Source organism: Vibrio sp. Y29_XK_CS5, from assembly GCF_024181835.1.
Taxonomy (GTDB): domain Bacteria; phylum Pseudomonadota; class Gammaproteobacteria; order Enterobacterales; family Vibrionaceae; genus Vibrio; species Vibrio harveyi.
This window is the reverse complement of record NZ_JAMZAM010000007.1, coordinates 1-13,183: the sequence shown is the minus strand read 5'-3', so window position 1 is coordinate 13,183 and position 13,183 is coordinate 1. Positions and strand designations below refer to the sequence as shown.

Here is a 13,183-nt window from a genome sequence, read left to right as displayed (position 1 = left end):
TTTTAGTTATTAATTACGGTCAGTTCTTAATGTAGAGGCAAACATGGCTATATCTTTTGACAACGCACTAGGCATCCACCAGTACACGGTGGGCGTACGTGAGCGCAACGCGGAGGTGATTTCCACCAACATCGCGCAAGCAAACACGCCTGGTTATAAAGCAAGAGGTTTAGACTTTGCCAAGGAATTGCAGGCGGCAACATCTGGGGCAAGCATTGGTCTTAGCCGCACAGATGGTCGGCACATTCCTGCCACTACAACGTTGGTCGGGGACAAGCTATATCGTCTACCTACGCAACCAGATACGGGCGATGGCAACACGGTTGATTTGGATTTAGAGCGTAACTTGTTTATGCAAAACCAAATTAGACACCAAGCATCACTCGACTTTCTAGGCAGCAAATTCAAGAACTTAACCAAAGCAATCAAAGGGGAATAATTTAGATGAGCTTATTTAACGTTTTCAATGTGACAGGTTCCGCAATGAGCGCTGAGTCCGTTCGTCTGAATACTACCTCAAGCAACTTGGCGAATGCCGACAGTGTCAGCAGTTCTGCGAAAGACACTTATAAGGCTCGTCATGCTGTGTTTGGTGCTGAGTTAAGTAACGCCATGCGTGGCGGTGATACTGTGCCAGTGAAAGTGATGGGTATTGTAGAAAGCGATAAACCGCTTAGTGCGGAGTACAACCCTGACCATCCCCTTGCAAACGAGGAAGGCTACATCTACAAGCCTAACGTGAATGTAATGGAAGAAATGGCAAACATGATTTCAGCTTCTCGCGCATACCAAACTAATGTGCAAGTAGCTGATTCTAGTAAACAAATGCTGCTGCGTACGCTGCAGATGGGTCAATAAGGATAAGGGGGTAGCGTATGGCCGGAATTAACAACGTTGGTCAAAGCGGCTTGTCCTATATCGACCAGCTTAAAAGCCTACAAGAGAACAAGAAGACTGAAGAGAGTACAGGTAAGCAGGACCTGAAACAGGAAGACTTCCTATCTTTGCTCACTAAGCAATTGTCTCAACAGGACCCTTTTAAGCCGGTAAGTAATGACCAGATGATTGCGCAAATGGCGTCATTTGCGACCGTAGATGGTATTGGCAAGATGAACTCTCAGTTCGAGAGCTTAAACTCGTCAATGACATCAAACCAAGCGTTACAAGCTTCCTCTTTGGTTGGTCGTGACGTATTGGTCCCAGGTGCGGCGGGTGTGAAGCAAGACAATGCGGCAATGGCGGCAATGGTTAAGCTAGCACAACCGATCGACAACTTATTTGTCCGAGTAGAAAACGAAGCGGGCCAACTGGTGCGTACTTTTGAGGTAGGTGCGAAACCAGCCGGTGATACTCGTGTACTTTGGGACGGTAATGATGAAAACGGTAATCCGATGCCTGCTGGCAAATACAATGTGAAAGCGTCTGGCTTGGTAGAAGGGGAGTCTCAAGAGTTCCCAGTATCTACTTACGCGAACGTGAACAGTGTGTTGCTAGGCAAGGGTGACGGTAACGTATTACTCAATCTGGCAGGCTTTGAATCGCCAGTTCGACTTGCAGAAGTTTTGGAAGTTGGCAAAGCGTAATCAATAGCACGTCAGGTTAGGAGATTTTGGAATGTCATATGTATCTTTAAGCGGTTTGTCCTCCGCTCAACTGGATTTGAACACCACCAGTAACAACATTGCGAACGCCAACACGTACGGCTTTAAAGAGTCTCGTGCGGAATTCAGCGATGTGTACTCAAACTCTTTGTTCACTAACGCAAAAACCACTCCGGGTGGCGGTGCACAAGCGAACCAAGTGGCGCAACAGTTCCACGAAGGTTCAAGCATTTACACCAATAACCCAATGGATTTGCGTGTATCGGGTACGGGCTTCTTCGCGGTAGCGAAAGATCGTCTTATCCCACAGCAAAATGAAATGACACGTAACGGTGCATTCCATTTGAACAAAGACAACTACATGGTAACAGCGAACGATGAGTTCCTACTTGGTTACCAAGTAAACCCAGAGTCTGGTGAGGTTTCATCTTACGAGCCACAACCAATCAATATTCCTGCAGAATTTGGTAAGCCAAAGCAAACAGCGAACATTGAAGTGGGTGTGAACTTACCTGCTAACGGTGATTTGAAAGATCCAACTCAGTTTGATTTTTCTGACCCGGATACATATAACCGCTCTACGTCTTCGACGATTTATGACTCAATGGGTCAGTCTTACAAGTTAACAACGTACTACTTGAAAGACCAAACTCAACCGAACACGTGGCAAACCTACTACACCGTGACAGATAAAGGCGGTGAGAAGCCATTGAACATCGCAAACGGTGATGCGGCAACGCCAACGGGTCATGTTGGTCACACAATGAAGTTCAACAACGACGGTACATTGGCGAGCCTAAACAATGGTCAGCCAATCACATCGGTAGCGTTGGGCGATCCTGCGACAAACACGACACCACTTGATCTGAACGGTGCGGACATTGCGCAAACACTTAACTTTGGTCTAGGTTCAGCAACACAGTTTGCCGCTCCATTTGAGCTAACTAAGTTCGATGAAGATGGTGCGACAACAGGCTTCCTAACCAAAGTCGACTTTGATGAGAACGGTAGCGTGTTGGGTACTTACTCAAACGGTGAAAACGTAACATTGGGTCGTGTAGCGCTGGTTCGTGTTCCTAACGAGCAAGGTTTGGATAAAAAAGGCGGTACTCAATGGGATTCAACACAGTTCTCTGGTGACAAGATCTGGGGTGAATCTAACAAGGGCTCTTTCGGTACTATTAACAACGGTATGCTAGAGCAATCAAACATTGATATGACTCAGGAGCTGGTGGATCTGATCTCTGCTCAGCGTAACTTCCAAGCGAACTCTCGTGCGCTAGAAGTACATAACCAGCTACAACAAAATATCCTGCAGATTCGCTAGAGCGCTAGTTGATAGCTCACTAGGTAATCTGTTTAATCAAACGCTGCGTGCGCTTGCCGCTTCGTTTGATAACATCATGACATTCATCTGATGCTCAACCTGAAATTACCTCAATTCAGGTTGGGCATGCTTTGATCTCCAGCTTGCCGCTATTGCCGCTAAGCGGATCAAAACATTGCCTCTCTTTTGGTTGATTCTCATTGAATTGCCATCTTAAAGACTACATTTCATATTCAAGCTTTTGATTAATAACATTATTTTAATGTTGGCATAACTATTGCTTTTACTCCTTCGTACAGAGAATTTTTGGAGTAATTTATGGATCGCGCACTGTTTCTCGCAATGAGCGGCGCCAAGCAAAATATGCAGGCCCTGCAATTGCGTGCCAACAACTTGGCAAACGTGAGTACAACGGGTTTCCGTGCTGACTTGGCACAAGCTCGTTCTATGCAAGCTTATGGTGAAGGTTTACCTTCACGTGTATTCAGCATGACGGAACGTCCAGGGCACAACTTTGCGCAAGGTAGTGTGATCACTACAGGTCGCGATCTTGATATTACAGTGGAAGGCAGCGGTTGGATTGCGGTTATGGACCAAACTGGTAAAGAAGGTTTGACGCGTAACGGTAACCTAAAAGTTGATCAAAATGGCTTGCTGACAAACGCTAGTGGTCATGTGGTACTAGGCGAAAACGACGCGCCAATTACGTTGCCCATTCCAGTCTCCAAAATCGAAATCGGTCGTGATGGCACCATCTCTGTACTGCCTCAAGGTGCGCCGGCCGAAGAATTAGAAGTGGTTGATCGTATTAAGCTTGTACGCACAGACGATCAAAGCTTGTTTAAAGATACCAATGGCTTATTCCGCCATAAAACTCCAAACCAGCCTTACGAAGCAGACGGCACTATCAGCATCCAAACTGGTGCAATTGAAGGTAGTAACGTAAATGCCGTGGGTGAAATGACTGCTCTGATTGACCTTCAGCGTCAGTTTGAAATGCAAGTCAAGATGATGAGCACCGCTGAAGAGATGGATAAATCTTCAGATTCATTGCTTCGTATGAGTTAACAGAGTTAGAGGTTCACAATGCATCCAGCACTATGGGTAAGTAAAACGGGTCTAGATGCCCAGCAGACCAACATCGCAACGATTTCGAACAACTTGGCGAACGCCTCTACCGTGGGCTACAAAAAAAGCCGCGCGGTATTCGAAGATCTTTTCTACCAAAACATTAACCAGCCTGGCGGTCAATCGTCTCAAAACACTGAACTGCCAAGTGGTTTGATGCTGGGTGCCGGCTCTAAAGTGGTTGCGACACAAAAAGTGCACACGCACGGTAACGCGCAAACTACAACTAACGCTCTCGATATGATGGTAGAGGGTGATGGCTTTTTCCAAGTGACACTGCCAGACGGCAACATTGGTTACACTCGTAACGGTCAGTTCACGCTAAACGGCGAAGGTACGCTAGTGACCTCTGGCTCCGGTTACCCAGTTGAGCCAGAGATCGTGATTCCTGAAGATGCTATCTCGATTACTGTCGGTACTGACGGTGAAGTCTCTGTACGTATCCGTGGTGAGCAAAACAACGTTGTTGTTGGTCAGTTAACCATTACCGATTTCGTAAACCCTGGTGGTCTAGAGCCAATCGGTCAAAACCTTTACCTACCAACAGGCGCAAGCGGTGACCCACAAGAAGGTGTCCCAGGTCTTGATGGTTTGGGCGAAATTCGTCAATCCATGCTTGAAGCATCAAACGTGAACGTGACTGAAGAGTTGGTCAACATGATCGAAGCGCAGCGTGTGTATGAAATGAACTCAAAAGTGATCTCATCTGTCGACAAGATGATGAGCTTCGTTAACCAGCAGCTTTAATCGCTAGAATCGGGATTTAGGAGCCAATGATGAAACGTATTTGTCTACTTGCACTTATCGCTACGATGTCTGGCTGTACGATGCTAGAGCCTATCGAAACAGATGAAGTCAGCCAAGCAACAACAGTGGTTGATGCGGTTGAAGGCGATAAGTCGAAAGACGAGAGTAGCGGCATCATTGATACTCTGCGTGGCAGAAGCGATCCAGTAGCAGGCGATCCGGCATGGGCCCCGATTCATCCTAAGCAAAAGCCAGAGCATTACGCGGCGGCAACGGGCTCTTTGTTTAGCGCAGAACACATTACTGACCTGTACGATGACTCTAAACCTCGTGGCATTGGTGACATCATTACCGTGACACTCGATGAGACGACTCGTGCGACTAAGAGTGCAAATGCGGATCTATCGAAAACCAACGACGCGAAGATGGAACCGCTGTCGGTGGGTGGTCAAGAGCTGCAAGTGGGCGGTAAGTACAACTTCTCTTACGATTTGAACAACACCAACACGTTTGCTGGCGATTCTTCGGCGAAACAGAGTAACAGCATCAGCGGTTACATTACGGTGGAAGTGATTGAGGTGCTGGCAAACGGCAACCTAGTGATCCGTGGCGAAAAGTGGATGACGCTAAACACGGGTGACGAGTACATTCGCCTGAGCGGCACAATTCGTCCTGATGACATCAACTTCGACAATACTATTGCGTCAAATCGCGTATCTAACGCAAGAATTCAATACTCTGGCACGGGTCTACCACAAGATATGCAAGAGCCTGGTTTCTTGGCACGATTCTTTAATGTAGCCCTATAAAACGCCGCATTGACGGCAATTTGACTGCAAGAGATTAAGTAAGCATGAAAAGAATCCTATTAGCACTGATGAGCGTTGCACTGTTCGCAACCACAGCCCATGCTGCACGTATCAAAGACGTCGCGCAGGTGGCTGGTGTGCGTAGTAACCAACTCGTGGGTTATGGCTTGGTTTCGGGCTTACCAGGAACGGGTGAATCCAATCCGTTTACAGAACAAAGCTTCGCGGCAATGCTGCAAAACTTCGGCATTCAGATGCCGCCGGGCACAAAGCCAAAGATCAAAAACGTTGCCGCAGTAATGGTAACGGCTGAACTACCTGCGTTTTCGAAACCGGGTCAGCAAGTTGACGTGACGGTTTCTTCAATCGGTAGCGCGAAAAGTTTACGTGGCGGTACCTTGTTACAAACTTTCCTAAAAGGTCTAGATGGACAAGTTTATGCCGTTGCTCAAGGTAATCTTGTTGTCAGTGGTTTCAGTGCAGAAGGTGCCGACGGCTCAAAAATCGTTGGTAACAACCCGACGGTCGGTCTTATCTCTAGCGGTGCAACAGTAGAGCGTGAAATCCCAAACCCATTTGGGCGTGGCGACTACATCACATTTAACCTACTGGATTCTGATTTCACGACTGCGCAGCGTATGGCTGATGCGGTAAACAACTTCCTTGGTCCTCAGATGGCAAGTGCTGTCGATGCCACGTCTGTGCGTGTTCGTGCTCCACGAGACATCAGCCAACGCGTTGCATTCCTATCGGCAATTGAGAACCTAGAGTTTGACCCGGCAGATGGCGCAGCAAAGATCATTGTTAACTCTCGCACTGGCACTATCGTGGTCGGTAAGCATGTCCGTCTTAAACCAGCGGCCGTAACGCATGGTGGTATGACAGTCGCAATCAAAGAAAACCTTAACGTTAGTCAGCCGAACAGCTTCTCTGGTGGTCAAACGGTTGTCGTGCCGGATTCTGATATCGAAGTGAGTGAAGAAAAAGGCAAGATGTTCAAGTTTGAACCGGGTTTGACACTGGATGATCTCGTTCGTGCGGTTAATGAAGTTGGTGCAGCACCTTCTGATTTAATGGCGATTCTGCAAGCATTAAAACAAGCTGGTGCCATTGAAGGCCAGTTGATCATCATCTAATCGATTAGGAGGCAAACCATGGTGAACAATCCTAACGATATCGGCTTTATTCACGACATCAGCTCCCTTGATACGCTGCGTCAGAAAGCCGTAAAAGAAGGCAAAGACGGCGAGCATGAAGCACTGCGTGCGGCCGCTCGTCAGTTTGAATCTATCTTTACGTCGATGATGCTGAAATCAATGCGTGAGGCGAATGAAGGCTTCGAATCGAACTTCATGAATAGTCAGAACGAAAAGTTCTACCGCCAAATGCTTGATGAACAAATGGCAAGTGAACTGAGTGCTTCAGGTTCAATGGGGCTAGCTGACATGATTGTTAAGCAGTTGACGGTAGGCCAGGGCGATGACAAGAGTGAAACAGCAATGCGCGATGCGGCAAACAATGCTGTGGAATATCGTCGTATAGACCCTAAAAAAGCGCGCGAGATTGAGCAGCGCTTGATTGAATCGGGTCAGCTGTCTCGTCCTGGTTCAGAGCCGTCACGTTTTGATACACCAGAATCCTTCGTTAACTCGATGAAGCCTTACGCTGATCGCGCAGCAAAAGCACTGGGTGTCGAGCCGTCATTACTGCTTGCTCAAGCCGCGCTAGAAACAGGCTGGGGGCAAAAGGTGGTGAAGAATGCGCGTGGTAGCAGCAACAACTTATTCAACATCAAAGCGGACAGAAGCTGGCAGGGCGATAAGGTAACGACTCAAACCTTGGAATTCCATGACAATACGCCAGTGAAAGAGACTGCAGCATTCCGCTCTTACTCTAACTACCAAGACAGCTTTAATGATTATGTGCGTTTCTTGAATGAAAATCCGCGCTACGAAACCGCTCTTCAACAGAAAGGTGATTCGGAATCATTTATTCGTGGTATCCATAGTGCAGGTTACGCAACCGATCCAAATTACGCAGACAAAGTACTGCAGGTGAAGCAGAAAATCGAGAGCATGTAATTCATAACGATTTTGAATGCTTAAGACACTTCTTGATAAGGCTTGCTATGGTGCAAGCCTTTCTTTTTTCCTAGGTTTCTCTTTCTTTTCTAAACTGGCACATCTTTTGCTAAATGCTAACTAGGTGATCGGTCAATACCGATTTTATTTCGTTTTTGGGGGCATGTATGGCGTCAGATCTGTTGAATGTGGGTACACAAAGTGTGCTTACTGCTCAGCGACAGTTGAATACGACTGGTCATAACATTTCTAATGCTAATACAGAGGGTTACAGCCGTCAGTCTGTTATCCAAGGCACCAATGACCCACGCCAATTTGGCGGCTCTACCTACGGCATGGGCGTGCATGTGGAAAATGTTCGCCGCTCATGGGATGAATTTGCCGTTAAAGAGCTTAATTTGTCCACCACCAACTACGCCAATAAGCTAGATAACGAAAAGAACCTCGATTTGCTGTCTGGCATGTTGTCTTCTGTGGCATCGAAAAAGATCCCAGAGAACATGAACGAATGGTTTGATGCTGTGAAAACCATGGCGGACACTCCCAATGACATGGGGGCGCGTAAAGTCGTGTTGGAAAAAGCCAAACTGCTTAGCGATACCTTAAACGAATTCCACGAAACCGTACGTCAGCAATCCGATGTGACGAATAAGTCACTGGATATGGGCATTGAACGCGTGAACCAACTTGCCGTTGAGATCCGCGATGTTCATCGATTGATGATGCGAACCCCAGGTCCTCATAACGATTTGATGGACCAACATGAAAAGCTGATTAAAGAGCTGTCTGAATACACCAAAGTTACCGTGACCCCGCGAAAAAACGCTGAAGGTTTCAATGTGCATATTGGTAACGGACATACGCTTGTTTCAGGCACGGAAGCTAGCCAGCTGAAGATGATTGATGGCTTTCCTGACGTCCATGAACGTCGTCTTGCTATGGTTGAAGGTGGCGGCATTAAAGCGATCAAATCGGACGATATTGACGGCAAAATTGGGGCTCTATTGAAAATGCGCGACGAGCACATCCCTCAAGTGATGGATGAACTTGGTCGCCTATCGGTTGCTTTTTCAAGTGAAGTGAACCACTTGCAATCACAAGGTTTGGACCACTACGGCAATGTCGGTGACCCTTTGTTTACCGATGTGAACTCAGAGCCGTTAGCGAAATCTCGTGTGATAGCCGGACCTCAATCTACGGCTGATATGGCGGTATACATCAACGACATTAGTGCGCTGAAAGGCGGTGAGTATTCGCTTCGTTACGATGGCGACAGCTACAGTGTGACGAAGCCGAATGGTGAAACCGTTAAGCTGAACACCGATTCAGGGAATGCGTTCTATCTTGATGGTATGCGAGTGGAAGTGCGCAATGAACCTAAAGTCGGTGAGCACATTTTACTTCGCCCAACGCGCAGCAGTGCGGCACAAATAAAAGTTGAAACCAACGATCCAAAAGCCATTGCAGCGCAAAGCTATGAAGCGTCAACCACATTCGCTCAAGGCAACGCGAAGTTTGAAATCGTTGACGCAGGTGACCTACGAGAGTTTGAGGTAGTGGTTTCTCCTACCGGCGATCAATTTGCTGTTACGGACACCAAAGGCAATGTGCTTATGGCTCCGCAGCCATACCCACCAACTGGACCTGTGTCGGTAAGCCTACCAAGTAACCATCCTGGTTATAAAAACGGTGGCGCGACGGTATTTGAGCTCACGAGTGGTGCACTACCTAACGATAAGTTTACGGCTAACCTTGTGCCTTCTGAAGGTGATAACGGCAACTTACGTAAGATGCTGAACATTCAAACCGACAAGAAGATGAACGGCAATGAGTCGACTCTGGTTAGTCTTTACTACAACTTGAACACAGATGTGGGCTTGAAGACATCCACTGCAAGTCGCTTAGCCGATGTTGCTCAATTAGAAAGTGAAGCAGCGCAAGAGCGAGTGGCGTCGATCTCGGGGGTAAACCTCGATGAAGAAGCGGCAAACATGATGAAGTTCCAACAGGCGTATATGGCCTCTTCTCGTGTGATGCAGGCGGCAAATGACACCTTCAACACCATCTTGCAATTGCGATAACAGGAGGCCGTAGATGTTAACTCGAATTTCCAGCTTCCATAACTACCAGTCGGTGCAAAACGATTTGCGCCGTCAGGAAAACAAAGTTCACCACAATCAGGAGCAACTTGCTTCTGGTAAGCAGTTGACCAAGCCGAGCGATAACCCGTTGGCGACGCACTATATACAGAGTATTGGTCAACAAGAAGAACAGCTAAAGCAGTACCTTGATGCAATCGTTCTGGTTCGTAACCGACTAGAAAACCAAGAGGTCGTGATTGCCAATGCTGAGGAGTTCACCGATGAATCGAAGCGTATTTCGATGGAAATGATCAACGGTGCTTACTCTCCAGAAGACCGTGCCGCGAAAAAGCGCGAGCTTGAAGAGATTGCCAATAACTTCTTGGCGCTAGTGAACACTCAAGATGAATCAGGTAACTACGTTTTTGCCGGTACTAAGCCGAAAACTCAGCCGTTTTTTAGAGATAACGATGGCAGCGTTGTGTACACCGGCGATGATTACCAACGCAAGATGAAGATTGCGAGCAATATTGAGCTAGGCATCAACTACCCGGGTAACCACTTGTTTTCAGAGATCCCGAATCCGTTTGGTGATTTCGAACCACAATACGATTTACAAGAAGGCTCTGAGTTGTTGCTTGGTCAAGCAACGAGTGCGTCAGAAGATAACTCAAACTACAAAGTGACCTTTGTGGATATGAGTAACGGCAAGTTTGGTTATCAGTTAGAAAAAGATGGCAGCATCGTGCAGGTTGATGATTATTCACCTGTTGATGGCATCAAATACGAAGGCGTGAATATTCAGCTTAAAGGTCAAGTATCGGCTGGCGACAGCATTACGTTAGAGCCACGCCAAACCTTTAGTATTTTTGATGCGTTTAGAGAAACCATGCAATGGTCGGAGAGCTCAGTATCAGACGCTTCGGCGACCGCGAAGCTGCATCAAATGACAGAAGAATTCCAAGCGGCATTTGTTCACATGAACAAAGTAAGAACCGATTTGGGTGCTAAGTTGAGCACGCTCGATATTCAAGAGCAAAACCACGAAGATTTTAATTTGTCTCTGGCGAAAGCGAAGAGCAATTTTGAGGATTTGGATTATTCCAAGGCGGTCATCGAGTTCAGCGAGAACTCACGTGCACTGCAAGCCTCGCAACAGGCTTTTGGTAAAACCAAAGACCTAACGCTATTTAACTATATTTAGCGACACTTAATTCGATCTAGCGCTGCTGAAACCTAGCGAGATGCCCATAGCATCTGAATGGAAGAGTAACGCCTTTAATCCGTAATTTTAATGCCTTATGTGCAAAGCCTTAAGCGCGAGAAATCAACGGAAAATGCCGAGTAATGCGAGCCAAGCGGCACGATTTTACCGAAAGCGGCAATGAGGTTCGCGGCAAATCAAGCGGCAATAGATCAACAACTGGCTGATAACGTAACTCAGCAGAAGGAAAAGGCGAATACGCCCTTTCATTGCTGAACTAACTTGTTGTTTATTTGCTCGTTTTTAAAAGAGTGAGTTATTAAACTCAAGTTGGCACACAAATTGTATTGATGTTGTCAGAACAGACTTACGAGATTCTAAACCCTGCCATATAGGCAGATTTAGCAAGTAATTTTTACGGTCAGTGCTTATCCAAATGAGAGTAAAGCTGGCCGCTTCGCAAAAGCTTGCGAACTCAAAAGGAGAGCAAAATGGCTGTAACAGTTAGTACTAACGTCTCCGCGATGACCGCGCAGCGTTATTTAAACAAGGCGACCAACGAACTTAATACTTCGATGGAACGTCTTTCATCTGGTCACAAGATTAACAGTGCAAAAGACGACGCAGCAGGTCTACAGATCTCTAACCGTCTAACGGCTCAGTCTCGTGGTCTAGATGTGGCAATGCGTAACGCAAACGACGGTATCTCGATTGCCCAAACGGCGGAAGGTGCGATGAACGAAGCGACGTCAGTAATGCAACGTATGCGTGACTTGGCGATCCAATCTTCAAACGGTACTAACTCTCCGGCTGAGCGTCAGGCGATCAACGAAGAGTCATCAGCGTTGACGGATGAACTAAACCGTATCGCAGAAACGACATCATTTGGTGGTCGTCGTCTATTGAACGGTTCGTTTGGTGAAGCAGCATTCCAAATTGGTTCAAGCTCTGGTGAAGCAATGATCATGGCCCTAACAAGCATCCGTGCGGATGACCAACGTATGGGCGGTGTGACTTTCTTCTCTGAGAATGGCAAAGACAAAGACTGGGGTGTTGATCCTGCTAAAGCAGATCTAAAAATCACACTACCAGGTATGGGTGAAGATGAAGATGGCAACCCAGATGATCTAGAAATCAGCATCAATGCGAAAGCAGGCGATGATATTGAAGAGTTGGCAACGTACATCAACGGTCAATCTGATATGATTAACGCATCGGTGAGTGAAGACGGCAAGCTGCAAGTATTTGTAGCGCACCCGAACGTTCAAGGTGAGATTTCAATCTCTGGTGGTCTAGCTTCTGATTTGGGTTTAAGTGACGAGCCAGTACGTACATCAGTACAAGACATCGATATGACAACCGTGCAAGGTTCTCAAAACGCGATTTCAGTATTGGATTCAGCACTTAAGTATGTTGATTCACAACGTGCAGACCTAGGTGCGAAGCAAAACCGTCTAAGCCACAGCATCAACAACTTGGCAAACATCCAAGAAAACGTCGATGCGTCTAACAGCCGAATTAAAGATACGGACTTTGCGAAAGAAACAACGCAAATGACCAAAGCGCAAATTTTGCAACAAGCAGGTACTTCGATTCTTGCTCAAGCGAAACAATTGCCAAACTCTGCGATGTCACTATTGCAGTAGTTTACCTAGCCTGTACTCAATACATTCAGACGTGGATGGGAATGCAGGCTTTTGGCAAGCAACTTTATAATAGAATGTGCGGCTCTCTCATCTCTCACCTGCCAATCATTTTCAATGTAAGGTTGCACCCGGTGTGTCGGATATGTGTTCATTTCTCTTGATCTCCACATAGGCTCTGGCTACCAACCTAGCCCCGGTTCTCTCAAAGGAAAAGGGGCTTTTTCTTTTCTATCTTCCAGCAAACCTCCTTACTGATACCGCTCTAACTGACTGCTTTTATTCGCTTTTGGTTGTTTTATGTACAAAACATTCCGCTCGGCGTGAATCTAAGAAACTTGAGCGCTTTTTTCTACTTTTCTCCAATTTTTCTAGCCAAATCTCGCTAATTCACTTTTTTTTATTTTTTCCTAAAGCTTCTGAAATCCGAGTCGTTAATAGAAGTAACTTTGAGAGAACTACTTGGTTTTCCGAGACGTCGGAAACCGCTACATCGGAAAATCAATTGGAGAAATCACCATGGCAGTGAATGTAAACACTAACGTATCAGCGATGACCGCTC

At 46.7% G+C, this 13,183-nt stretch carries 12 protein-coding genes; all 12 read left to right on the top strand.

The features are described 5' to 3' along the window. The first annotated feature begins 43 nt into the window (after nucleotides 1–43). Nucleotides 44–439 carry a flagellar basal body rod protein FlgB gene (gene flgB, locus NL647_RS22550; RefSeq protein WP_005449205.1) on the top strand — a complete coding sequence of 132 codons (396 nt, stop codon included), beginning with the start codon at nucleotides 44–46 and terminating at the stop codon, nucleotides 437–439. Nucleotides 440–444: 5 nt separating this feature from the next. Next, the gene (flgC, locus tag NL647_RS22545) at nucleotides 445–858 is read left to right on the top strand and encodes a flagellar basal body rod protein FlgC (protein WP_005393132.1); all 414 of its coding nucleotides are present in this window, start codon (nucleotides 445–447) and stop codon (nucleotides 856–858) included. A 17-nt stretch (nucleotides 859–875) separates the two neighbouring features. Further along, nucleotides 876–1,583, top strand: a complete 708-nt coding sequence (flgD, locus tag NL647_RS22540) for a flagellar hook assembly protein FlgD (RefSeq protein WP_005449203.1) — start codon at nucleotides 876–878, stop codon at nucleotides 1,581–1,583. A 31-nt stretch (nucleotides 1,584–1,614) separates the two neighbouring features. Further along, complete coding sequence (gene flgE, locus NL647_RS22535; RefSeq protein WP_005449201.1) at nucleotides 1,615–2,928, top strand: flagellar hook protein FlgE; 1,314 nt, start codon at nucleotides 1,615–1,617, stop codon at nucleotides 2,926–2,928. Nucleotides 2,929–3,246: 318 nt separating this feature from the next. Then, a complete protein-coding gene (locus NL647_RS22530) occupies nucleotides 3,247–3,996 on the top strand; it encodes a flagellar basal body rod protein FlgF (protein ID WP_005449199.1) in 750 nt (249 codons plus the stop codon). An 18-nt stretch (nucleotides 3,997–4,014) separates the two neighbouring features. After that, nucleotides 4,015–4,803 carry a flagellar basal-body rod protein FlgG gene (flgG, locus tag NL647_RS22525; RefSeq protein WP_005449197.1) on the top strand — a complete coding sequence of 263 codons (789 nt, stop codon included), beginning with the start codon at nucleotides 4,015–4,017 and terminating at the stop codon, nucleotides 4,801–4,803. Nucleotides 4,804–4,832: 29 nt separating this feature from the next. Then, a complete protein-coding gene (gene flgH / locus NL647_RS22520; protein WP_005449195.1) occupies nucleotides 4,833–5,612 on the top strand; it encodes a flagellar basal body L-ring protein FlgH in 780 nt (259 codons plus the stop codon). Between the two features lie 44 nt (nucleotides 5,613–5,656). Continuing rightward, on the top strand, nucleotides 5,657–6,748 hold the full coding sequence (locus NL647_RS22515) for a flagellar basal body P-ring protein FlgI (RefSeq protein ID WP_253650692.1): 1,092 nt from the start codon (nucleotides 5,657–5,659) through the stop codon (nucleotides 6,746–6,748). An 18-nt stretch (nucleotides 6,749–6,766) separates the two neighbouring features. After that, nucleotides 6,767–7,693, top strand: a complete 927-nt coding sequence (gene flgJ / locus NL647_RS22510) for a flagellar assembly peptidoglycan hydrolase FlgJ (RefSeq protein WP_187992463.1) — start codon at nucleotides 6,767–6,769, stop codon at nucleotides 7,691–7,693. A gap of 167 nt (nucleotides 7,694–7,860) precedes the next feature. After that, on the top strand, nucleotides 7,861–9,774 hold the full coding sequence (flgK, locus tag NL647_RS22505) for a flagellar hook-associated protein FlgK (RefSeq protein ID WP_187992462.1): 1,914 nt from the start codon (nucleotides 7,861–7,863) through the stop codon (nucleotides 9,772–9,774). A gap of 13 nt (nucleotides 9,775–9,787) precedes the next feature. Beyond that, nucleotides 9,788–10,978: a flagellar hook-associated protein FlgL gene (flgL, locus tag NL647_RS22500; RefSeq protein ID WP_005449187.1), complete on the top strand. Its 1,191-nt coding sequence runs from the start codon at nucleotides 9,788–9,790 to the stop codon at nucleotides 10,976–10,978. 491 nt (nucleotides 10,979–11,469) lie between these two features. Beyond that, nucleotides 11,470–12,624, top strand: coding sequence for a flagellin (locus NL647_RS22495; RefSeq protein WP_005449185.1), 1,155 nt, complete (start codon nucleotides 11,470–11,472; stop codon nucleotides 12,622–12,624). Nucleotides 12,625–13,183 lie beyond the last annotated feature (559 nt).